Origin of the sequence: Pseudomonas sp. Y24-6 (assembly GCF_020295325.1) — a bacterium.
Classification (GTDB): Bacteria; Pseudomonadota; Gammaproteobacteria; order Pseudomonadales; family Pseudomonadaceae; genus Aquipseudomonas; species Aquipseudomonas gregormendelii.
Genome location: NZ_JACBXG010000004.1, coordinates 21,754 through 43,986, shown reverse-complemented (window position 1 = coordinate 43,986; position 22,233 = coordinate 21,754). Strand labels below are relative to the sequence as shown.

Sequence of the window (22,233 nt, the reverse complement as noted above, 5' to 3'; positions counted from 1 at the left end):
ACCATTTGACCGTTGTCGGTCTGCGCGAGTGGGTGGCGCTTCCGGATTTGGGAGTGGCAGGCCTGCGGGCAAAAATCGACACCGGTGCCAGCACCTCGAGCCTGCATGCCACCGACATCGAGCCGTTTGAGCGCGATGGCGAAAAATGGGTGCGTTTTACCGCGCATCTGGGCACGGTAGTGCAACTGCGTCACCGACGTTGCGAAGCCCCGCTGGTGACCATGAAAACCATCAAGAGCTCCAATGGCCATGCGCAGAAGCGCTATGTGGTCAGCACCACCCTGGCCCTCGGTGATCGGGTCTGGCGGGTCGAGTTCACCCTCGCCTGCCGTAAATCCATGCGATATCGCCTGCTACTGGGTTCCAAAGCCCTTATCGACGGCCAACTGGTCGTCAATCCGGGCATCAAATACGTACAAGACAAGCCGGTGTTCCCGGTATCTACCCTTTCCACAGGTGTTGCATGAAGATCGCTGTGCTGTCGCGGAACCCGCGTCTGTATTCCACTCGTCGTCTGGTCGAAGCCGGAACCGAGCGTGGCCACGAAATGGTCGTGGTCGACACCTTGCGCGCCTACATGAACATCGCCAGCCACAAGCCGCAGATCCACTACAGGGGCCGGCCGCTGGAAGGTTTCGATGCGGTCATCCCGCGTATCGGGGCATCGGTGACGTTTTATGGCTGCGCGGTCCTGCGCCAGTTCGAGATGATGGGGGTATTTCCGCTCAACGAATCGGTGGCCATCGCGCGTTCGCGGGACAAACTGCGTTCACTGCAACTGCTCTCGCGCCGAGGGATCGGCTTGCCGGTCACCGGGTTTGCGCACTCCCCGGATGACATTCCCGACCTGATCGAAATGGTCAACGGCGCCCCTCTGGTGATCAAAGTACTGGAAGGCACCCAGGGCATCGGCGTGGTGCTGTGTGAGACCGCGACTGCGGCGGAGTCGGTGATCGAGGCGTTCATGGGTCTCAAGCAGAACATCATGGTTCAGGAATACATCAAGGAAGCCGGTGGGGCGGACATTCGCTGCTTCGTGGTAGGCGACAAAGTGATTGCTGCGATGAAACGCCAGGCCAAACCCGGGGAGTTCCGCTCCAACCTGCACCGGGGCGGCAGCGCAAGCCTGATCAAGATCACTCCGGAAGAACGCATGACGGCCTTGCGCGCGGCCAAGGTAATGGGGCTGGCCGTTGCAGGCGTGGATATCCTGCGTTCCAATCACGGGCCGCTGGTGATGGAAGTCAACTCGTCGCCGGGGCTGGAAGGCATCGAGACCACCACCGGCAAGAACGTGGCGGGGATCATCATCGAGCATCTTGAAAAGAATGGTGGGCCGAATATGACGCGCACCAAAGGAAAAGGCTAAAGCGGGAAGATCAAAAGATCGTCCGACGGCTCGGGCCGCGTTCGGACGATCTTTTTTTCAGCCGTTACACCGCATCGCGCGGCAACATCAACCCCAACGGCAAGCGCACCCGCGCCTCCAGCCCGCCACCCTCACGGTTGCGCAGTTCGACATTGCCGCCATGCATCGAAGCAATCCGCTTGACGATCGCCAGGCCCAATCCGGTGCCCTTGCCGCCCCGGGCACGATCACCACGGGTGAACGGATTGAAAATGGCTTCCAGCTCCGACGGATCGATCCCGGCGCCACGGTCCATGACGCTCAGCACCACGTAAGGCGCGCTGGTATCTCCGGATACGTAAGCCGCCACCTCCACACCGCTGCCGGCGTGATGCAGCGCATTGCCGATCAGGTTGTTCAACAGTCGTTTCATCGACACCCGCCGTAGCGGGAACGGCTGAATCGGCTCCAGGCGCAAACGCACTTTTTCTTCGTTCTGGTTGTAAGGAGCAGCGACTTCGCGCACGAGATCGATCAGGTCGACTTCTTCCACCGATTCATCGCGCCCATCACGGATAAACGCCAGGAACTGGTCAAGAATCGCGTCCATGTCCTCGATGTCACGCACCATATCGTCGGTCAGGTCGCTGTGGTCGCCCATCAGCTCCAGGGACAGGCGCAAACGGGTGAGCGGGGTTCGCAGGTCGTGGGATACCCCGGCCAGCATCAGCTCACGCTCACGGCCCGCTTGCTCGACGTCCTCGGCCATCTGGTTGAAGGCGCGGTACACCTCGGTCATTTCGCTCGGCGTGTCGCTGATCGGCAAGCGCACGCTGCGCCCCTGGCCGAGCTGTCTGGCCGCATAGACCAGGCGTTTCAAAGGTTGATTGAGCTGACTGACAAAAATCCAGGCCGAAGCCGTGGACAGCAACCCGATGGCGAGGAACCAGCCGAGCACGTTCCAGATTTTCTGACCGCGCAGCGGATGCGGGTAAAGCGGTACTTTCAGCCAGCCGTCACCCAGGCTCGGCGCCCGCACCCAGAGGGCCGGGGGCGAGTGCATACGTAACCGGACTTCGGTATCGGCACCGAGTTCTGCCTGCATCTGTCGCTGGTAGATTTCACTGTAGGGCCAATGCTGCTCACCTTCCGGCACACCGGTGCCAACCACACGAATCAACGTTGCCGCTTCGGCGATCTTGTCTCGATTGTTTTCATCAGCCGCCCAATAGGCGCGCAGCGTCAAGGCGACGCCGTGGCTGTACTGGCGATCCACAAGCACGTCTTCGTTCATCAGCAGATAAACGAGGGTCAGCGCCTTGGAAAACAGCACAACGATCAGCACCAGCCACAGGGTGCGAGAGAAGAAACTTTGGGGGAACCACACGGGCGTTTTCATGGATAACCGCTAAACACTTGCAAGAGCGAGCGATGCTCGCATATTGCGGTTTGCGAGTCTGCGGACAAAATCATCCGCATGACCCGCTCCTACAAATCGCCAATCACTTGGTGGCTGCGCCATCCGGCACGAATACGTAACCCACGCCCCAAACCGTCTGGATGTAACGCGGTTTGGATGGATCAGGTTCGATCATCCGGCGCAGACGCGAGATTTGCACATCGATGGAGCGTTCGAGCGCATCCCATTCACGACCACGAGCCAGGTTCATCAGCTTGTCGCGAGTCAATGGCTGACGCGCGTTCATTACCAACGCCTTGAGCACGGCGAACTCGCCAGTGGTAAGCATGTGCACTTCTTCGCCACGCTTGAGCTCACGGGTGGCCAGCGACAGTTCGTAGTCACCAAACGTCACGCTCTCGTCTTCGCTGCCCGGTGCGCCTGGCACTGGCGTCGACTGGCGACGCAGCACCGCCTTGACCCGCGCCATCAGCTCGTCCGGGTTGAACGGCTTGGCCAGGTAGTCGTCGGCACCCAGCTCCAGACCCTTGATCCGGCTCAGCTCATCGCCCTTGGCGGTCAGCATGATGATTGGAATCTGGTTGTTCGCGGTACGCAGGCGGCGGCAGGCGGTCAGGCCGTCTTCGCCTGGCAGCATCAGGTCGAGAACGACCAGGTTGAACACTTCACGCGCCAGCAGGCGGTCCATTTGCTCCGTGTTCGGTACCGTGCGGGCACGGTAGCCCTTGCTGACGAAAAAGCGCTCCAGCAGGCTGCTCAGCCCCGGGTCGTCATCAACAATAAGAATTTTTTCGCCTTCAGCAATGTTTGCAGTGCTGCTCATTAGATGCTCCTTTTAGCTCCGCGCGCATTATGGCGTAGCTGCCGTTATACGCACCGTGTGCATTGTTAGCAGATTTTTCCTCCACCGCCAGTAAACCGGGTGGGTAGCGGGAGCCTGCGATGCCCCGAATGACCGATGCTGGTTATAATGCGCGGCCTTTTGTGTCAGGCAACGTCTGATCGTTTACAGCAGCAGCCAATTTTTATTTTCATGGCGCTGGCAGTAATTGTTCGATTTCACGGGTCAACGGGATGCCTGTTGATCCAGGTAGCGGCGCAGGCCAGGCCGCTCAACCAGACTCGCCGAGCCTTTAATCCTGTGCCTGCGAGCCTGCTTTCACAATTTGTCAGGTGGTTTTATGGACAGCATCAACAGCCGCATCGCCGAGGAACTCGGTGTACGCCCACAACAGGTCGAAGCGGCCGTCGCGCTACTCGATGAAGGTTCTACCGTGCCTTTCATCGCCCGCTACCGGAAAGAAGTGACCGGCAGCCTCGATGACATCCAGTTGCGTCATCTGGAAGAGCGTCTGCGCTACCTGCGAGAACTCGACGAACGGCGCATCAGCATCCTGGCCAGTATTCAGGAACAAGGCAAGCTGACCCCTCAGCTGGAGCGCGACATCAAGCTCGCCGACACCAAGACCCGCCTCGAAGACTTGTACCTGCCGTACAAGCAGAAGCGCCGCACCAAGGGCCAGATCGCCCTGGAAGCCGGCCTCGGCGAGCTGGCCGACGGCCTGTTCAACGACCCGACCCTGGCCCCGGACGTCGAAGCTGCACGCTTCATCGACGCGGAAAAAGGCGTCGCCGATGTGAAGGCGGCCCTTGAAGGCGCCAAGTACATCCTGATGGAGCGCTTCGCCGAAGACGCCGGCCTGCTGGACAAACTGCGCAGCTACCTCAAGCAGGAGGCCATCCTCAGTGCCCGCGTGATCGCCGGTAAAGAAGAGGAAGGCGCCAAGTTCCGCGACTACTTCGAACACGACGAACCGCTCAAAAGCATGCCATCGCACCGCGCCCTGGCGATTTTCCGTGGCCGCAACGAAGGCATTCTCAGTTCCTCGCTGAAAGTCGGCGACGAGCTGCCGGGCACCATGCACCCCTGCGAAGGCATGATCGGCCAGCAGTTCGGCATTCAGAACCAGAACCGCGCCGCCGACAAATGGCTGGGCGAAGTGGTGCGCTGGACCTGGAAGGTCAAGCTCTATACCCATCTCGAAACCGACCTGCTCGGCGAGTTGCGCGATGGCGCGGAAACCGAGGCGATCAATGTGTTCGCCCACAACCTCCACGACCTGCTGCTGTCGGCCCCGGCCGGCCCGCGCGCCACACTGGGCCTGGACCCGGGCCTGCGTACCGGTTGCAAGGTCGCCGTGGTCGATTCCACCGGCAAACTGCTGGATCACGCCACGGTTTACCCCCACGTACCGCACAACAAGTGGGACCAGACCATTGCGATCCTTGCAGCCCTTTGCGCCAAGCATTCGGTCGACCTGATCGCCATCGGCAACGGCACCGCCAGCCGTGAAACCGACAAGCTCGCCGCTGAGCTGATCAAGAAATACCCGGCGATGAAAATGACCAAGGTCATGGTCTCCGAGGCCGGCGCATCGGTTTACTCGGCGTCGGAATTGGCTTCCAGGGAATTCCCGGACCTCGACGTGTCGATCCGTGGCGCGGTGTCCATCGCTCGTCGCCTGCAGGACCCGCTGGCCGAACTGGTGAAGATCGATCCGAAATCCATCGGCGTCGGCCAGTATCAGCACGACGTATCACAGCTGAAACTGGCCCGCGGCCTGGACGCCGTGGTCGAGGACTGCGTGAACGCCGTGGGCGTGGACGTCAACACTGCTTCCGTGGCACTGCTGGCCCGCATCTCCGGCCTCAATGCGACCCTGGCGCAGAACATCGTCAGCCACCGCGACGAACACGGTGCGTTCAAGACCCGCGCCGCATTGAAAAAAGTCGCACGCCTGGGTGAAAAAACTTTCGAACAGGCCGCCGGCTTCCTGCGGGTCATGAACGGTGACAACCCGCTGGATTCGTCCGCCGTTCACCCGGAAGCCTATCCACTGGTGCAGCGCATTGCCGCCGAAACCGACCGCGACATCCGCTCACTGATTGGCGACGCCAGCTTTCTCAAGCGCCTGGATCCGAAGAAGTACACCGACGAGACGTTCGGTCTGCCAACGGTCACCGACATTCTGCAAGAGCTGGAAAAACCCGGTCGCGACCCGCGTCCCGAGTTCAAGACTGCCGAGTTCCAGGAAGGCGTCGAAGACCTCAAGGACCTGCAGCTGGGCATGATCCTCGAAGGCGTGGTCACCAACGTGACCAACTTCGGCGCATTCGTTGACATCGGCGTGCATCAGGACGGTTTGGTGCATATCTCTGCACTTTCGGAGAAGTTCATCAAGGACCCCCGTGAAGCGGTAAAGGCCGGTGACGTGGTGAAAGTGAAGGTCATGGAAGTCGATATTCCGCGTAAGCGCGTGGGCCTGTCGATGCGCATGAGCGACACCCCTGGCGAGAAAATCGATGGCGCTCGTGGTGCGCGTCCTGGTTCGGCACCGCGCCAGTCCCAGAACACTGCACCACGCAAGGAAACCACGGCGCCGGCCCCTGCCAACAATGCCATGGCCTCGCTGTTCGCCAACGCCAAGCAACTGAAGAAGCGTTGATGGAGATCCCGCCAGGGTTGACCGAAAGCGCGTTCTTCAAGCTGCTTGGTTGTCGTTTGCACAGCCTGGAGACCGGGGTGGCGCAAGTCGCCCTGGCACTGCAGCCCGAACTGCGCAACCGCGGCGGCAAGCTGCACGGCGGCGCCTTGTTCAGCCTGGTGGACATTGCCATGGGCCTGGCCTGTTCCAGCACCCATGGCTTCGACCAGCAGAGCGCGACCATCGAATGCAAGATCAACTACATTCGCGCGGTGTCTGAGGGCGAGGTGATGTGCACGGCACGGGTGATCCACCCGGGCCGTCGCACGCTAGTGGTCGAGGCCGAGGTGATGCAAGGCGAAAAATTGGTCGCAAAAGCGCAAGGCACGTTCGCTGTCCTGTAGCTACCGATCATCATTTTGAGGTAATTTCGGCGCTATGAAAGCGGCGCCGGGATTTTCTGTGGGAGCGCGCTTGCCCGCGATGGCGGTGTGTCAGGCAACATAAATGGTGACTGACACTCCCTCATCGCGGGCAAGCCCGCTCCCACAGGGTTCGCGGCGAAGGGTCCTTGACCGACTGGCATGAAGTCCGTGCTGCTAAAAAACCAGGCGAAAACGCCAGTTTCAACTTCACCCTTGTAGACCGTCTTGCCCACCCCCATATTGGGGCGACTGACGCGTGAAGGAATCCAACTTGAGCGAAATTCTCAACCGCCGCCTGGCTCTGCTTGGCGAGCGCGCTAACCTCTCTCTGCTCGAACAGTGCCTTCACGGCATCGAACGTGAATGCCTGCGCGTAACCAGCGAAGGTCGCCTGGCGCAAACGCCCCACCCCGAAGAATTGGGTTCCGCGCTGACCAATGAACAAATCACCACCGACTATTCCGAGTCGCTGCTGGAGTTCATCACGCCCGCCCTGCCGGACCCGGCCGATACGCTGGCGAGCCTGGACAGCATTCACCGCTTTGCCTACAGCAAGCTCGGCAGCGAGTACCTGTGGAGTCCTTCCATGCCGTGCCCGTTGCCGGCTGAGGAAGACATCCCGATTGCCTACTACGGCACCTCGAACATCGGTCAGCTCAAGTACGTTTACCGCAAGGGCCTGGCCCTGCGCTACGGCAAGACGATGCAATGCATCGCCGGGATTCACTACAATTTTTCCCTGCCGGAACAACTCTGGCCGCTGCTCAAGGAAGCTGAAGGCTTTGTCGGCACCGATCGCGACTATCAGTCCTCGGCCTACATCGCGCTGATCCGTAACTTCCGTCGCTACAGCTGGCTGCTGATGTACCTGTTTGGCGCTTCACCAGCCCTGGATGCGGGCTTCCTGCGAGGGCGCTCCCATCAGCTGGAGCAACTGGACCCGGACACGCTCTACCTGCCTTACGCCACCAGCCTGCGCATGAGTGACCTGGGTTACCAGAGTAACGCCCAGGCCGGTCTGACGCCTTGCTATAACGACCTGGTCAGCTACACCGACAGCCTGCGCAAAGCGGTAGCCACTCCCTACGCCCCGTACGTGGAGATCGGCACCCATCAGGATGGAGAGTGGGTTCAGCTCAACACCAACATCCTGCAGATCGAAAACGAGTACTACTCCAACATTCGCCCCAAGCGCGTGACCTACACCGGCGAGCGCCCGATCCAGGCGCTGGTGGCACGTGGTATCCAGTACGTCGAAGTGCGCTGCCTGGACATCAACCCGTTCCTGCCGATGGGCATCGACCTCACCGAGTCGCGCTTCCTCGACGCGTTCCTGCTGTACTGCGCGCTCAACGACAGCCCGCTGCTGACCAACACCTCGTGCGGCAACGCGACCTCGAACTTCCTTAGCGTGGTCAAGGAAGGTCGCCGCCCGGGCCTGCAACTGCAGCGCGACGGCCAGCCGGTGGACCTCAAGGAGTGGGCCAGCGAGTTGCTGGAGCACATTGCGCCCCTCGCGGCGATACTGGACCAGAGCCACGGCGGCGATGCTCACAGCAAGGCGCTGGATGCCCAGCTGGCCAAGGTCAAGGACCCGTCCCTGACCCCATCGGCCCAGGTGCTGGCAGCGATGGCGGAGCATAAGGAGAGTTTCAGTCAGTTCTCGTTGCGTCAGAGCCAGGCGCATGCGGAATATTTCCGCAGCGAACCGCTTTCTGCCGAAGACCAGGCGAAATTTGAAGACCGTGCACGCTCGTCGCTGGCGGAACAGGTGGAGCTGGAGAAGAACGAAGTCGGCGATTTCGATGTGTTCGTCGGGTCGTATCAAGCAAGCATTCTGGCGATCAGTAATTAATCGGCAGCTTTAAAAAGATCGCAGCCTGCGGCAGCTCCTACAGGGATCGGCTGGAGTCTGCGATTTTTTTTTGCCGCGCCACGCAGTCCCCCGAGCCTGCACGCGACCTGTGTAGGCGCTGCCGCAGGCTGTGATCTTTTGATCCTTCGCTTTTTCCGCTCATAAGCTAATGCGAAAAAGTTATTTATTTCAGCATTCTTAGATCATTTAGTCTCCTCACACGCCAACTCCCGGCCGCCTGTTGAGGAGCTTCTCCGATGAAACTGCATTTCCCCCTTCGCCTCCTGGCGGCCGCTTCGCTGGCTGCGGCGAGCTTCTTCGCCCAGGCCGCCGACGTCACCGTTGCTTACCAGACCACCGTAGACCCGGCGAAAGTCGCCCAGGCCGATGGCGCCTATGAAAAAGCCACCAACGCCAAGATCGACTGGCGCAAATTCGATAATGGCGCCGACATCATTGCCGCCATTGCCTCCGGCGACGTACAGATCGGCTACCTCGGCTCCAGCCCCCTGACTGCTGCGATCACCCGCAAAGTACCGGTGGAAACCTTCCTGATCGCCACCCAGATCGGTGCAGCCGAAGCCCTGGTGGCCCGCGACGGTTCCGGGATCAAGACCCCGCAAGACCTGATCGGCAAGAAGATCGCCGTGCCATTCGTTTCCACCGGCCACTACAGCCTGCTGGCCGCGCTGAAGCACTGGAACATCGACCCCTCGAAAGTCACCGTATTGAACCTGGCCCCGCCAGCCATCATCGCCGCGTGGAAACGGGGTGACATCGACGCTACCTACGTGTGGGATCCGGCCCTGGGCGTTGCCAAGGAAAACGGCAAAGTGCTGATTACCTCTGGCGAACTGGCCAAGTTTGGCGCACCGACTTTCGATGCCTGGATCGTGCGTAAAGATTTCGCTGAAAAACACCCGGAAATCGTCACCGCCTTCGCCAAAGTTACCCTCGACGCCTACGCCGACTACCGCAAAGACCCAACAGCCTGGCTCGCCAATCAAGCCAACGTCGACAAGCTGGTGAAACTCTCCGGCGCCAAGGCCAGCGACATTCCACTGCTGTTGCAAGGCAACGTCTACCCGCTGGCGGCTGATCAGGTGATCACCCTCGGCGCGCCGACCACCAAAGCCATCACCGACACCGCCGTGTTCCTCAAGGAGCAAGGCAAGGTCGAAGCTGTACTTGCGGACTACGCGCCTTACGTCAGCGCCAAGTTCATCACTAACTGATCGGGAGCTCATCGCGATGGCCTTGCTACAGCTGGAGCGCATCAGCGCACAGTACCCCGGCGCCGCCGAACCGGTACTGGCGGATATTTCCTTGAGCCTCGGGCCTCAGCAGTTGCTGGTGGCTCTAGGCCCGTCCGGCAGTGGCAAGACTTCGCTGTTGAACCTGATTGCCGGTTTCGTCGAGCCCAGCGCAGGGCGCATCACCCTCGACGGCGTGCCCGTTAAGGGACCGAGCGCCGAACGCGGCGTAGTGTTTCAGGACGACGCCCTGCTGCCTTGGCAGGACGTGCTGGCTAACGTCGGCTTCGGCCTGGAACTGGCAGGCGTCTCGAAAGACAAGCGCGAAATCCGTGCGCGGGAAATGCTCACGCTGGTGGACCTTTCCGGTTTCGAACACCGGCGCATCTGGCAGCTTTCGGGCGGCCAGAAACAGCGTGTCGGCCTAGCCCGTGCGCTGGCGGCCGACCCGCGGGTACTGCTGATGGACGAACCCTTCGGCGCGCTCGATGCGTTCACCCGCGAACAGATGCAGGAACTGCTGCTGCAAGTCTGGCAGCGCACCGCCAAACCAGTATTCCTGATTACCCACGACATTGAGGAAGCCGTATTCCTCGCCACAGACCTGATTCTGCTGGCGCCAAATCCGGGGCAAATCGTCGAACGTCTGAGCCTGGACTTCGGTCAGCGTTACGCCGCCGGCGAGTCGGCGCGGGCGATCAAATCCGACCCACGCTTTATCGAAACCCGCGAACACGTGCTCGCCAAGGTGTTCTCCCAACGCAGCGCCGCACAACGGCAGGAGCGCGCATGAGCAGCTACGAAATTCCTGCCGTTACGGTAAAAACCGCTTCAACGGTGATTCCCGTACGGCGCAGCTTGAGCACACGCTGGATCAGCGTCCTGACACTGGTCGCACTGCTAGCGCTTTGGTGGGCTGTGACGGCAACCGGCATGATCGAGCCGCTGTTCCTGCCACCACCGTCGGCCGTCCTGCAGAAGGGCTGGTTGCTGGTAACCACCGGCTACATGGACTCGACGTTGTGGCAGCATTTGGGCGCGAGCCTCAGCCGTATCGGCCTGGGCCTGGGCTTTGCCGTGCTGACCGCCGTTCCGGTGGGTATCGCCATCGGTCACAACCGCATCGCCCGTGGCATTCTCGATCCGCTGATCGAGTTTTACCGCCCTATCCCACCGCTGGCGTATCTGCCACTGATCGTGATCTGGTGCGGCATCGGTGAGCTGTCCAAAGTCCTGCTGATCTACCTGGCGATCTTCGCCCCGATTGCCATTGCCACCGCCACCGGCGTGCGCACCGTCGATCCGGCCAAATTGCGTGCTGCACAGTCCCTGGGCGCTACCCGCGCGCAGCTGATTCGCCATGTGATTCTGCCGAGCGCGTTGCCGGACATCCTGACCGGCGTGCGCATTGGCCTGGGGGTTGGCTGGTCAACGCTGGTCGCCGCCGAGCTGATCGCCGCCACCAGCGGTTTGGGCTTCATGGTGCAGTCGGCCGCGCAGTTCCTGGTCACTGACGTGGTGGTACTCGGGATCCTGGTTATCGCGCTGATCGCCTTCGCCATGGAAATGGGCCTGCGCGCCCTGCAACGCAAGCTGGTGCCGTGGCACGGCCAGGCCCACTGAAAAATTTGAATACCCCCTTTTTGGACCCAGCCCTGTAGGAGCTGTCGAGGGAACCGAGGCTGCGATCTTTTGATCTTGCGTCTAAAAAACAACATCAAAAGATCGCAGCCTCCGACAGCGCCTACAGGTGCCGTGTCGTTCACCAAACATAGACGACACTCAGAATTGAAGAGAATCACGATGAGTAACCTGACAATAGTCCCTTTAAGCTCGGCCCTCGGCGCGCAGATCAGCGGTGTCGACGTGAGCCAGCCACTGACTCCGGAACAACGCGACGCTATCGAACAGGCATTGCTCAAGCACCAGGTGCTGTTCTTCCGCGACCAACCGATCACGCCACAACAACAGGCACGATTCGCCGCGTATTTCGGCGACCTGCACATTCATCCGATCTACCCCAATGTGCCGGAACAGCCGGAGGTGCTGATCCTTGATACCGCCGTCACTGACGTGCGCGACAACGCTATTTGGCACACCGACGTGACCTTCCTGCCCACCCCGGCAATGGGCGCGGTGCTCAGTGCCAAGCTGCTGCCCGAATTTGGCGGCGACACCTTGTGGGCCAGTGGTATTGCAGCCTACGAGGCGCTGTCCGCCCCCATGAAATCCATGCTCGAAGGGCTGACAGCCACTCACGATTTCACCCGGTCATTCCCGGTGGAGCGCTATGGCAACACCCCTGACGCGTTCGCCCAATGGGAAGAGGCCCGACGCAAGAACCCGCCGTTATCGCACCCGGTGGTTCGCACGCACCCGGCGAGCGGGCGTCGGTCACTGTTCGTCAACGAGGGCTTCACCTCGAAGATCAACGAGCTGTCAGACACCGAGAGCGAGGCGGTGCTGAAACTGCTGTTCGCCCATGCCACTCGCCCGGAGTTCACCATTCGCTGGCGGTGGCAGAAGGACGACGTGGCGTTCTGGGATAACCGCGTGACGCAGCATTACGCGGTAGACGATTACCGACCGGCGCGGCGGGTGATGCAGCGGGCTACGGTGTTGGGGGATGTTCCGTTCTTTCGGTAGTTGCCCAGTTTTTGCCGCGAATTTGATGGCCCCTACGCGAGCAAGTCCGCTCCCACAGGAGTCCATGCCATGCACAGAACTGACTGTGGGAGCGGGCTTGCTCGCGAAGGCGATCTGACAGGCGCCAGATAACCTGACGCCTGACGCTTACTCAGCCGTCGAAGGCTTCTCCCAAAGATTGATCCCGCCTTCCTGGGCAAACCGGTCGATCTCCGCCAACTCTTCAGCACTGAAACTCAGATTTTTCAACGCCCCGACGTTCTCGATAATCTGCTCCGGCCGGCTTGCACCGATCAGCGCCGAAGTCACCCGCGGGTCCCGCAGTGTCCAGGCCAGTGCCAACTGCGCGAGGCTCTGGCCACGACGCTTGGCAATTTCGTTCAGCGCGCGCACATGAGCGATGTTGGCTTCAGACAAATGCGAGGCCTGCAACGAGCCACCCCCCGGACGATTTACCCGCGCATCCGCCGGGACGCCGTTGAGGTACTTGTCAGTCAGCAGACCCTGGGCCAGCGGCGTGAAGGCGATCACCCCGGTGCCGAGCTCGTCGGTGGTATCCAGCAGGTCCTTTTCCACCCAGCGATTGAGCAAGTTATAAGCCGGTTGATGGATCAGCAGCGGCACTTTCCATTCTTTCAACAGTTCGGCCATTTCGCGGGTTTTCACCCCGGAATAGGACGAGATGCCAATGTACAGGGCCTTGCCTTGCTGCACCGCTGTTGCCAGTGCGCTGGCAGTTTCTTCCAGTGGCGTGTCCGGGTCGAAACGGTGCGAGTAGAAGATATCAACGTAGTCCAGGCCCAGGCGCTGCAAGCTCTGGTCGAGGCTGGCCAGCACATACTTGCGCGACCCGCCGCCCTGGCCATAGGGGCCGGGCCACATGTCCCAGCCGGCCTTGCTCGAGATGATCAGTTCATCGCGGTACTGCTTGAAGTCTTCACGCAGCAAACGACCGAAGTTGATCTCGGCACTGCCGTAGGGCGGGCCATAGTTGTTAGCCAGGTCGAAGTGGTTGATGCCCAGGTCAAACGCCGTGCGCAACAACGAGCGCTGGGTGTCGATCGGCGTGCTGTCGCCGAAGTTGTGCCACAGGCCCAGCGACAACGCCGGCAGCACCAGCCCGCTGCGGCCTACGCGGCGGTATGGGATCGAGTCGTAGCGATTTTCAGCAGCGGTATAGATCATCGAATCCTCTCTCGTTGATTTCTGTGGGAGCAAAGCTTGCTCCCGATGACGCCCTCACCTTTCCTGATCAACGTACCAAATGCAGGAACTGCATGTGCCGCTCGTACTGATCGAGGATGTCGTTGATGATCTGCTCCTTGGTGTAGCCGACCAGATCATAGTCCTGACTGCCCTCGGCCAAATGCACTTCAGCCCTGTAGTAACGGCGATTGTTGAGCTGCTTGGAGCCCATGCCACCCCGGGCGAAGGACGGGGTGAAGTAACCGCGCATCTGCACTTGATAGATGAACGGGTGCTCCTCGCCATGACCGATTTCCAGGCTGACGCTGTCGTTGGCCGGGTCGGGTTGAGTGACCACGCTCAAGCCCTTCTCGACGAACACGGCCGTCACTTCTTCAATCGCCGGGCGCACCGTCGTATCAAGGAAGCGATAGACTTCGTCACGCGACGGGAAATGCACGGCCTGAGTCAAGCGTTGACGCCATCCGCCACGCCGCGAGCCGGATACCGGCGCAAGGGAATGCAGCTGCGCAATCTGCTTCTGCGACTCCAGGTAAAACGCCTTGTGCAGGCCCCACATCATCAGCAGCAGAATCAGCGAGAACGGCAGCGAGGTCAGCACCACCGCTGACTTGAGCGCATCGATACTGCCGGAAAACAGCAACGCACTGGTCACCAGCGCCGTCATCGCGCCCCAGAACACTCGCAGCCATTTCGGGCCATCCTCATCGGGATTGCCCCCCTTGGCCGATAGCGTCGACAGCACCACCGTGCCGGAGTCGGCCGAGGTGACGAAAAACACGAAGCTGATGAACACGGTGACCGCGATCACCGTCTTGCTCCACGGATAGGTTTCCAGCAGCAGGTACAACGTCATCGACGGGTTGTCGATGGCGGACATGCCCAGTGCACTCATGCCGTGATTGAGCACCTGATCGATCGCGCTGTTACCGAAGATCGACATCCACGCCAGGGTGAAACCCAGCGGAATCAGCAATACGCCAAAGACGAACTCGCGGATGGTCCGGCCACGGGAAATCCGTGCGATGAACAGCCCCACGAACGGCGACCACGCAATCCACCAGGCCCAGTAGAACACCGTCCAGCCACCCAGCCAGTCGCTTGGTTTGTCATAGGCGTACAGGTCGAAGCTCTTCATCGGCAAGGCGCCGAGATAGTCGCCGATGTTCTGGATCAAGGTATTGAGCAAGTGCTGGGTAGGACCGGCGAACAACACAAACAGCAGCAACGCGCAGGCCAGCAGCATGTTGATATCGGACATCACCCGCACGCCTTTGTCGACGCCGGACACCGCAACGATGATTGCCGCGCCCATCATCAGCGTGATCAAGCCGACCTGAATCCACTGGGTATGGGCGATACCGAACAGGTAGTCGAGGCCGGAATTGAGGTGCAACACCCCAAAACCCATGTCGGCACCCAGCCCGAACACCGTGGCGATGATGCCAAAGCCATCCACCGCGTAGCCGATCGGGCCGTTGATGCGCTTGCCAATCAGCGGGTACAGCGCCGAACGCAAGGCCAGGGGCAGGTTATGCCGGTAGGCGAAGTAAGCCAGCGCCATGCCCACGAACGCGAACACACCCCAACCGTGCAGACCCCAGTGCAGGAACAGAATCTGCATTGCCTGGCGTGCGGCATCCGCCGTGCCCGCTTCCCCTTGAGGCGGTTGCGCCAGGTGAGTCAGCGGTTCGGACACGCAAAAGAAGAACAGTGTGATGCTGATCCCGGCGGCGAACAGCATGCCGGCCCAGGACAGGTAACTGAATTCGGGTTCGTCGTGGTCGGCACCGAGCTTGATCTTGCCGTAGCCGGACAAGGCGGTGACCACCACGAAGACCAGATACAGGGTCATCGCGAGCATGTAATACCAGCCGACCGTGTTGGCCGCCCAGTTTTGCGCTTCCAGAAGCCAGGCACCGGCCTGTTCAGGCATGGCGATGACGACAATGCCAAACAGCAGGATAAACGTCGCCGCGAAGTAGAACACCGGCGGATTCATGCGGACCTGGCCGCTTGGAGGGAGAGACGATGCACTCATGAAGCGTGCACCTCAACGGTTGCGGATGTGGCTGTAAAAATCGGACTCAGCAAAGGCAAGCCTCCTGTTGTGAGCGGGCAGCGAACCAAGGTTTTAACTTGAATGAACGTTCAAGTTAAACATGAATAGGGCGCTAAGGACTAATCGCAAGGCTCGGCGGTACTGTCTGTACGCTAGCTCAAGGAAGGGTATGACGCGGGGCTGGAGGTATTCGTTCAGCAAGAAAGTAGCGATAAATGCCATTATCTCGGTCGGCTTGAAATCCTTCGCGGGCAAGCCACGCTCCCACAGGAGTTGTGTCGTACGGTAATTACGCGAATGACATCAATCCTGTGGGAGCGTGGCTTGCCCGCGAAGGCGTTAGCAAGATCACTGAGGATTTCAGCCCTTACTTCTGCGTCCCGTCGTCGTGCTGCAGATTCGCCTGTGTCAGGTTGCACCCCGCCGGCACACTGCGAGTCAGCCAGACATTGCCGCCAATGGTCGAGCCCTTGCCAATGGTTATCCGCCCCAGGATCGTCGCACCGGCATAGATCACCACGTCATCCTCGACAATCGGATGCCGGGCATGGCCCTTCTGCAACTGCCCGTCCTCATCCGCCGGAAACCTCTTGGCGCCTAGCGTCACCGCCTGATAAATCCGCACGCGCTCGCCAATGATGGCCGTCTCGCCAATCACCACGCCCGTCCCGTGATCAATAAAGAAGCTGCGGCCAATCTGCGCCCCAGGGTGAATATCGATCCCGGTGGCCGAGTGCGCGATTTCCGCGCTGATCCGCGCCAGCAAGGGCAAGCCGGCGCGATACAAATGGTGCGCCAGGCGATGGTGAATCACCGCCAGGATGCCGGGATAGCACAGCAGCACTTCATCGACACTGCGTGCCGCCGGGTCGCCGTGATAAGCCGCCAGTACGTCGGTGTCCAGCAAACTGCGCAGGCCCGGCAAGGCGAGTGCGAAATCCTGGATGATCTGAATCGTCCGCGCCTCGACCTCGGTATCGGCCTGCGCACTGTGGCGCGCGGCGTAACGCAGTTCGAGGCGTGCCTGGGCAAGCAACGCGTTTAAGGCGACATCCAGGGTGTGGCCGACGTAGAAGTCCTCGCTCTCCTCGCGCAGGTCCACAGGGCCCAGGCGCATCGGGAACAATGCTCCACACAGCGCTTCAAGAATTTCCGCCATGGCCGCCCGGGAAGGTAATTCCCGACCGCCCTGCTCTCCGCTGACACGGCCATTCTGGGTGCGCCACTGATCACGCGCTGTACGCAGTTGGCTGACGATGGTCTGCAACTGCCAATGGCTGGAACGCTCGCTCACGGTAAAAACTCCTCTCGGGCGGCCGGACTGTCTGGCCGCCTTGACGGCAATTACTTTACGGCAAGGTCTCAAAATCGAATTAAGAACCAATAGTGCTGTACTCAGTACTTTCAGCTATAAGAGATTCACGGTTGCCCACGGATTTGGGGCTGCCTATAGTCCTGACACCTTCCTCCGCCAGTACGGAACCATGATCAAACAACAGCTCGCCCGTTTTGACCGCCTCGACCTGCTCGGCCAGCCCACGCCCCTGGAAAAACTCGAACGCCTCTCGACCTGGCTGGGCCGTGATGTCTACGTCAAGCGCGACGACCTGACGCCACTGGCGATGGGCGGCAACAAGCTGCGCAAGCTCGAGTACCTGGCAGCCGACGCATTGTCCCAGGGTGCCGATACCTTGATCACCGCCGGGGCGCTGCAATCCAATCACGTGCGGCAAACGGCAGCCCTGGCCGCCAAGCTGGGACTGGGCTGCGTCGCCCTGTTGGAAGATCCCCTGGGCACGGATGACCAAAATTACCTGGGCAATGGCAATCGCCTGCTACTGGACCTGTTCGACGCCAAGGTTGAACGGGTGGAAAACCTCGACAATGCCGACGGCCAACTGCAGGCCCTGGCAGATCGCCTGCGTAACAATGGCAAGAACCCATATGTAGTGCCGATTGGCGGTTCGAATGCCCTGGGTGCACTGGGCTACGTGCGCGCCGGCCTTGAGTTGGCCGAGCAGATCAAGGACACCGGCCTGACCTTTGCCGCCGTGGTCCTTGCCTCCGGGAGCGCCGGGACCCACAGCGGTCTGGCCTTGGCTTTGAGCGAAGTACTGCCGGATTTGCCAGTGATCGGGGTGACCGTATCGCGCAGCGATGAAGAGCAGCGCCCCAAGGTGCAGGGGCTGGCCGAGCGCACGGCAGAGCTGTTGGGTATGAGCCTGCCACCAGCCTTCAAAGTGCAACTGTGGGACGAGTATTTCGGCCCGCGTTATGGCGAGCCCAACGCCGGTACCTTGTCGGCCGTGAAACTGCTGGCGAGTCAGGAAGGCTTGTTGCTGGACCCGGTGTACACCGGCAAGGCCATGGCTGGCATGCTCGATGGGATTGGACGGCAGCGTTTTGATGAGGGACCGATCATTTTCCTGCACACGGGTGGGGCGCCGGCGTTGTTTGCTTACAAGGATTTCCTTTGACGGGTTGCAAGATCAAAAGATCGCAGCCTTCGGCAGCTCCTGCAATGGCATGCCTCTTATTCTTTTAACGAATAAAAGAAGCGATATTTATTATTTTATTATCTATCGCCGTCATCATATAGTCGCGCCGCAGGCGAATTTGTGGCAAAACACATATGCTGCTTCAGGGCAGCATCATGCAGTCGCTTCAATCCCGAATTTGCCAACTTTCCTAAAGCGTCTTCCCATAAGAAACCACAGGGGCTTGTCATGAATTTTTCCGTACTACGTCGAAATCTGCTGGTAGGTTCGCTGGGCCTGGCGCTGAGCGCCGGCCTGATCGGCCAGGCCGTTGCCGGTGAGCAACTGCAAAAAATCAAGGACGCAGGCGTGATCAACGTCGGCCTGGAAGGCACCTACCCACCGTTCAGTTTCGTCGACGCCGACGGCAAACTGGCCGGCTTCGAAGTTGAATTCTCCGAAGCCCTGGCCAAAGAACTGGGCGTGAAAGTGAAGCTGCAACCGACCAAATGGGACGGGATCCTCGCGGCCCTGGAATCCAAGCGCCTCGACGCCGTGGTCAACCAGGTAACCATTTCCGAAGAGCGCAAGAAGAAGTACGACTTCTCCGAACCGTACACGGTTTCCGGGATTCAGGCGCTGGTTCTGACCAAGAACAAGGACACCATCAAAACCGCCAATGACCTCGCTGGCAAGAAAGTCGGCGTGGGCCTGGGCACCAACTACGAACAGTGGGTAAAAGCCAACGTACCGGGCGCCGACGTGCGCACTTACGAAGATGATCCGACCAAGTTCCAGGACCTGCGAGTGGGTCGTATCGACGCCATCCTGATCGACCGCCTTGCAGCGCTGGAATACGCCAAAAAGGCCAAGGACACCACCGCCGCCGGTGAACCGTTCTCCCGTCAGGAAGCCGGTATTGCCCTGCGTAAAGGCGAACCTGAACTGCTGGCGGCCGTGAACAAGGCGATCGACAAGCTGCGTGCCGACGGCACACTGACCAAGCTTTCGGAAAAGTACTTCAACGCTGACGTCACTAAATAATGGAAGAGGCTTTCCAACTCGCGCTGGATTCCGCGCCTTTCCTGCTGAAGGGCGCGTACTACACGGTGATCTTGAGCCTGGGCGGCATGTTTTTCGGCCTGCTGATGGGCTTTGGCCTGGCCTTGATGCGCTTGTCGCGCTTCAAGCTGGTGAGCTGGATCGCCCGGATCTACGTGTCGTTCTTTCGCGGCACACCGTTGCTGGTGCAACTGTTCGTGATCTATTACGGCTTGCCGCAACTGGGTGTCGAACTTGATCCGTTGCCAGCGGCCCTGATTGGCTTCTCGCTGAACATGGCCGCCTACGCCTGCGAAATCCTGCGGGCCGCGATCAGCTCCATCGAACGCGGCCAATGGGAAGCCGCCGCGAGTATCGGCATGACCCGTGCGCAGACCTTGCGCCGGGCCATTCTTCCGCAAGCGATGCGCACGGCCCTGCCGCCACTGGGCAACAGCTTCATTTCGCTGGTCAAGGACACCGCCCTGGCAGCCACCATCCAGGTGCCGGAACTGTTCCGCCAGGCGCAGCTGATCACCGCTCGTACCTTCGAAATCTTCACCATGTATCTTGCCGCCGCACTGATCTACTGGATTCTAGCCACGGTGCTGTCGCACCTGCAGAACAAGTTGGAAGAGCGGGTCAATCGGCACGACCAGGAGTCCTGACCCAATGATTGTCGTGGAAAAACTGACAAAGCAGTTCAAGGGTCAGGTGGTGCTCAACGGCATCGACCTGCAGGTGAAGGCCGGCGAGGTGGTGGCGATCATCGGGCCTAGCGGCTCGGGCAAAACCACCTTCCTGCGCTGCCTGAACTTTCTTGAAGAACCCACCAGCGGCCGGATCAAGGTCGGCGACATCGAAATCGATGGCAGCCGTCCACTGAACCAGCAGCAAAGCCTGGTGCGCCGCCTGCGCCAGCACGTGGGTTTCGTGTTTCAGAACTTCAACCTGTTCCCCCATCGCACCGCCCTGGAAAATGTCATCGAAGGGCCGATCGTGGTGAAAAAAATCCCCCAGGCCGAGGCTGTCGCCTTGGGTAAGAAACTCTTGGCCAAGGTCGGCCTGGCCGGCAAGGAAGACGCCTATCCAAGGCGCCTCTCCGGTGGCCAGCAACAGCGCGTGGCAATTGCCCGGGCGCTGGCGATGGAGCCGGAAGTGATTTTGTTCGATGAACCGACTTCAGCGCTGGACCCGGAGCTGGTGGGTGAAGTGCTGTCGACCATCCGCGGTCTGGCCGAGGAGAAGCGCACCATGGTTATCGTGACTCATGAAATGGGGTTCGCCCGGGATGTCGCCAACCGCGTGGTGTTTTTCGACAAGGGCGTGATCGTGGAACAAGGTGAGGCGAAAGCATTGTTTGCCAATCCTCAAGAAGAACGGACTAAACAATTCCTTAGCAAGTTTCTGAACAACACCCACGCATAACCTCCCCGCAATACTTTAACTTCCAAGGATGGAAGTCTCCCTTGCGTTACAAACTCAAAACCTGTGTGCGGCTCAAACCGAGACGTCTGCGTGGGAGTGAGAGTCAGCCATACCTTCTATGCATATTCCTAAAAGTTAGTTTATTTATTATTTATACACGCTTACGGTATATGCACCGGACCACCGGACATTCTTGATTTCGTTCGCCGCCATCTCGCGCGGCGTTTCCATGAAGATGTGAGGTAGGTATGGTCCGGAACACAATCACCCCAGTGCAGAACGCCAGGGCATTGCGTGCAGCCAAGGAGTGGCACTGATGTCCAGTCTGGCAGATGCACTCGTCCAGAGTGATCTGGACATCGCCCCGTTGGTATTGCCAGCACAAGTGCTGCGCAACGATGCGCAAGCCATCAAGGCCGCTCGTGAACTCGCGCAGGTCGCGCGCCTGCAAGCAGCCAGGCGCGACCAGCAGCGCAAGCTGCCCTGGTCGGAAATCGAACAGTTCACCCGTAGCGGCCTGGGCAGTATTTCCATTCCCCGCGAATACGGCGGCCCGCAGGTTTCCTTCGTGACCCTGGCCGAGGTGTTCGCGATTATTTCCGCGGCCGACCCGGCATTGGGTCAAATCCCGCAGAACCAGTTCGGCATCCTTCATCTACTGCTCGGCAGCGCCACCGATGCGCAAAAAAAGCAGTTGTTCACCAGCGTGCTTCAAGGCTGGCGGATCGGTAATGCCGGTCCCGAGCGCGGCACCAAAAACACTCTGGAACTCAAGGCGCGAATCACCCCGAGCGGCGACGATTTCGTGATCAACGGGCAGAAATTCTACTCAACCGGCGCGCTGTTCGCCCATTGGGTAGCGGTCAAGGCGCTCAACGACGACGGCAAGCAAGTCCTGGCCTTCGTTCGTCGCGGCACGCCGGGTTTGCGCATCGTTGATGACTGGTCGGGTTTTGGCCAGCGCACTACCGCCAGCGGCACCATCCTGCTGAACAACGTGCAGGTTGAACCTGAACTGGTCGTGGATAACTGGAAGATCAATGACACGCCCAATATCCAGGGCGCCGTCTCGCAGTTGATTCAGGCAGCGATTGACGCCGGTATCGCCCGGGGCGCCATCGACGACGCCATCGAGTTCGTGAAAACCCGTGCCCGGCCATGGATCGATGCCCAGGTCGAACGAGCCAGCGACGACCTCTATGTGATCGCCGACATCGGCAAGCTGAAAATCGAACTGCACGCAGCCGAAGCGCTGTTGCGCAAAGCCGGCAAGGTCCTTGATCAGGTCAGCGCCACGCCGCTGACTGCCGAGTCTGCGGCCCGAGCCTCGATAGCCGTGGCCGAAGCCAAAGTGCTGACCACCGAGATCTCGTTACAGGCCAGTGAAAAACTCTTCGAACTGGCTGGCAGTCGCGCCACCCTCGCCGAATTCAATCTCGACCGCCACTGGCGTAATGCGCGGGTGCACACGCTGCACGATCCGGTGCGCTGGAAATATCACGCGGTCGGCACTTACCACTTGAACGGCACCCTGCCGGCTCGTCATTCCTGGATTTGACCCCCGGAACACTTTTGACCAGATCTCTG

19 protein-coding genes are annotated in these 22,233 nt (G+C 60.2%); 14 read left to right on the top strand and 5 right to left on the bottom strand.

Annotated elements, in window-relative coordinates:
- Positions 1-5 precede the first annotated feature (5 nt).
- Together HYI44_RS09015 and rimK are read left to right on the top strand one after the other, a co-directional pair.
- Positions 6-467, top strand: coding sequence for an ATP-dependent zinc protease (locus tag HYI44_RS09015; protein ID WP_177328584.1), 462 nt, complete (start codon positions 6-8; stop codon positions 465-467).
- Positions 464-1,369, top strand: coding sequence for a 30S ribosomal protein S6--L-glutamate ligase (gene rimK / locus HYI44_RS09010; protein WP_045061318.1), 906 nt, complete (start codon positions 464-466; stop codon positions 1,367-1,369). The genes HYI44_RS09015 and rimK overlap by 4 nt, the downstream gene beginning before the upstream one ends.
- A 64-nt stretch (positions 1,370-1,433) precedes the next feature.
- Here the strand turns inward: rimK and HYI44_RS09005 are convergent, their stop codons facing one another.
- Entirely contained in the window at positions 1,434-2,747 is a 1,314-nt protein-coding gene (locus tag HYI44_RS09005; protein ID WP_122840750.1) for an ATP-binding protein, read from the bottom strand.
- Between the two features lie 103 nt (positions 2,748-2,850).
- Complete coding sequence (ompR, locus tag HYI44_RS09000) at positions 2,851-3,591, bottom strand: two-component system response regulator OmpR (protein ID WP_045061316.1); 741 nt, start codon at positions 3,589-3,591, stop codon at positions 2,851-2,853.
- A 358-nt stretch (positions 3,592-3,949) separates the two neighbouring features.
- On the opposite strand from ompR, the gene HYI44_RS08995 reads away from it, so the two are divergent.
- The 7 genes from HYI44_RS08995 to tauD all read left to right on the top strand — a co-directional run bounded on the left by HYI44_RS08995 (position 3,950) and on the right by tauD (position 12,432).
- Positions 3,950-6,274 carry a Tex family protein gene (locus HYI44_RS08995; RefSeq protein ID WP_225569233.1) on the top strand — a complete coding sequence of 775 codons (2,325 nt, stop codon included), beginning with the start codon at positions 3,950-3,952 and terminating at the stop codon, positions 6,272-6,274.
- Complete coding sequence (locus tag HYI44_RS08990; protein ID WP_122840752.1) at positions 6,274-6,657, top strand: PaaI family thioesterase; 384 nt, start codon at positions 6,274-6,276, stop codon at positions 6,655-6,657. Before HYI44_RS08995 ends, HYI44_RS08990 begins: the two co-directional genes overlap by 1 nt.
- Positions 6,658-6,949: 292 nt before the next feature.
- Positions 6,950-8,533 carry a glutamate--cysteine ligase gene (gene gshA, locus HYI44_RS08985; protein WP_225569232.1) on the top strand — a complete coding sequence of 528 codons (1,584 nt, stop codon included), beginning with the start codon at positions 6,950-6,952 and terminating at the stop codon, positions 8,531-8,533.
- Positions 8,534-8,790: 257 nt separating this feature from the next.
- The gene (tauA, locus tag HYI44_RS08980) at positions 8,791-9,768 is read left to right on the top strand and encodes a taurine ABC transporter substrate-binding protein (protein WP_122840754.1); all 978 of its coding nucleotides are present in this window, start codon (positions 8,791-8,793) and stop codon (positions 9,766-9,768) included.
- Positions 9,769-9,784: 16 nt separating this feature from the next.
- The gene (tauB, locus tag HYI44_RS08975) at positions 9,785-10,579 is read left to right on the top strand and encodes a taurine ABC transporter ATP-binding subunit (protein WP_122840755.1); all 795 of its coding nucleotides are present in this window, start codon (positions 9,785-9,787) and stop codon (positions 10,577-10,579) included.
- A complete protein-coding gene (tauC, locus tag HYI44_RS08970; RefSeq protein ID WP_225569231.1) occupies positions 10,576-11,409 on the top strand; it encodes a taurine ABC transporter permease TauC in 834 nt (277 codons plus the stop codon). Before tauB ends, tauC begins: the two co-directional genes overlap by 4 nt.
- Positions 11,410-11,589: 180 nt before the next feature.
- A complete protein-coding gene (gene tauD, locus HYI44_RS08965) occupies positions 11,590-12,432 on the top strand; it encodes a taurine dioxygenase (protein ID WP_205893595.1) in 843 nt (280 codons plus the stop codon).
- 147 nt (positions 12,433-12,579) lie between these two features.
- On the opposite strand, the gene mgrA is transcribed toward tauD, so the two are convergent.
- The 3 genes from mgrA to epsC form a co-directional block, all read right to left on the bottom strand.
- Positions 12,580-13,617, bottom strand: coding sequence for an L-glyceraldehyde 3-phosphate reductase (gene mgrA / locus HYI44_RS08960; protein WP_122840758.1), 1,038 nt, complete (start codon positions 13,615-13,617; stop codon positions 12,580-12,582).
- A gap of 67 nt (positions 13,618-13,684) precedes the next feature.
- Positions 13,685-15,640, bottom strand: a complete 1,956-nt coding sequence (betT, locus tag HYI44_RS08955) for a choline transporter BetT (protein ID WP_163019513.1) — start codon at positions 15,638-15,640, stop codon at positions 13,685-13,687.
- A 427-nt stretch (positions 15,641-16,067) separates the two neighbouring features.
- Complete coding sequence (epsC, locus tag HYI44_RS08950) at positions 16,068-16,994, bottom strand: serine O-acetyltransferase EpsC (RefSeq protein WP_045061305.1); 927 nt, start codon at positions 16,992-16,994, stop codon at positions 16,068-16,070.
- Between the two features lie 190 nt (positions 16,995-17,184).
- Here epsC and HYI44_RS08945 point away from each other — a divergent pair, with 190 nt between their 5' ends.
- From HYI44_RS08945 to HYI44_RS08925, 5 genes are all read left to right on the top strand, one after another.
- Positions 17,185-18,177 (top strand): D-cysteine desulfhydrase, encoded by a 993-nt coding sequence (locus HYI44_RS08945; RefSeq protein ID WP_225569230.1) that lies wholly within the window; start codon positions 17,185-17,187, stop codon positions 18,175-18,177.
- 249 nt (positions 18,178-18,426) lie between these two features.
- Complete coding sequence (tcyJ, locus tag HYI44_RS08940; RefSeq protein WP_045061303.1) at positions 18,427-19,221, top strand: cystine ABC transporter substrate-binding protein; 795 nt, start codon at positions 18,427-18,429, stop codon at positions 19,219-19,221.
- A complete protein-coding gene (gene tcyL / locus HYI44_RS08935; protein ID WP_122840762.1) occupies positions 19,221-19,886 on the top strand; it encodes a cystine ABC transporter permease in 666 nt (221 codons plus the stop codon). Before tcyJ ends, tcyL begins: the two co-directional genes overlap by 1 nt.
- Positions 19,887-19,890: 4 nt before the next feature.
- Positions 19,891-20,646, top strand: coding sequence for an L-cystine ABC transporter ATP-binding protein TcyN (gene tcyN, locus HYI44_RS08930; RefSeq protein ID WP_225569229.1), 756 nt, complete (start codon positions 19,891-19,893; stop codon positions 20,644-20,646).
- A gap of 316 nt (positions 20,647-20,962) precedes the next feature.
- Positions 20,963-22,204, top strand: a complete 1,242-nt coding sequence (locus HYI44_RS08925) for an SfnB family sulfur acquisition oxidoreductase (RefSeq protein ID WP_225569228.1) — start codon at positions 20,963-20,965, stop codon at positions 22,202-22,204.
- Positions 22,205-22,233 lie beyond the last annotated feature (29 nt).

Coding starts and splice junctions, on each gene's coding strand:
- rimK (WP_045061318.1), top strand. CDS start 464: ATGAAGATCGCTGTGCTGTCGCGGAACCCGCGTCTGTATTCCACTCGT.
- HYI44_RS09005 (WP_122840750.1), bottom strand. CDS start 2,747: ATGAAAACGCCCGTGTGGTTCCCCCAAAGTTTCTTCTCTCGCACCCTG.
- ompR (WP_045061316.1), bottom strand. CDS start 3,591: ATGAGCAGCACTGCAAACATTGCTGAAGGCGAAAAAATTCTTATTGTT.
- HYI44_RS08995 (WP_225569233.1), top strand. CDS start 3,950: ATGGACAGCATCAACAGCCGCATCGCCGAGGAACTCGGTGTACGCCCA.
- HYI44_RS08990 (WP_122840752.1), top strand. CDS start 6,274: ATGGAGATCCCGCCAGGGTTGACCGAAAGCGCGTTCTTCAAGCTGCTT.
- tauA (WP_122840754.1), top strand. CDS start 8,791: ATGAAACTGCATTTCCCCCTTCGCCTCCTGGCGGCCGCTTCGCTGGCT.
- tauB (WP_122840755.1), top strand. CDS start 9,785: ATGGCCTTGCTACAGCTGGAGCGCATCAGCGCACAGTACCCCGGCGCC.
- tauC (WP_225569231.1), top strand. CDS start 10,576: ATGAGCAGCTACGAAATTCCTGCCGTTACGGTAAAAACCGCTTCAACG.
- tauD (WP_205893595.1), top strand. CDS start 11,590: ATGAGTAACCTGACAATAGTCCCTTTAAGCTCGGCCCTCGGCGCGCAG.
- mgrA (WP_122840758.1), bottom strand. CDS start 13,617: ATGATCTATACCGCTGCTGAAAATCGCTACGACTCGATCCCATACCGC.
- betT (WP_163019513.1), bottom strand. CDS start 15,640: ATGAATCCGCCGGTGTTCTACTTCGCGGCGACGTTTATCCTGCTGTTT.
- HYI44_RS08945 (WP_225569230.1), top strand. CDS start 17,185: ATGATCAAACAACAGCTCGCCCGTTTTGACCGCCTCGACCTGCTCGGC.
- tcyJ (WP_045061303.1), top strand. CDS start 18,427: ATGAATTTTTCCGTACTACGTCGAAATCTGCTGGTAGGTTCGCTGGGC.
- tcyL (WP_122840762.1), top strand. CDS start 19,221: ATGGAAGAGGCTTTCCAACTCGCGCTGGATTCCGCGCCTTTCCTGCTG.
- tcyN (WP_225569229.1), top strand. CDS start 19,891: ATGATTGTCGTGGAAAAACTGACAAAGCAGTTCAAGGGTCAGGTGGTG.
- HYI44_RS08925 (WP_225569228.1), top strand. CDS start 20,963: ATGTCCAGTCTGGCAGATGCACTCGTCCAGAGTGATCTGGACATCGCC.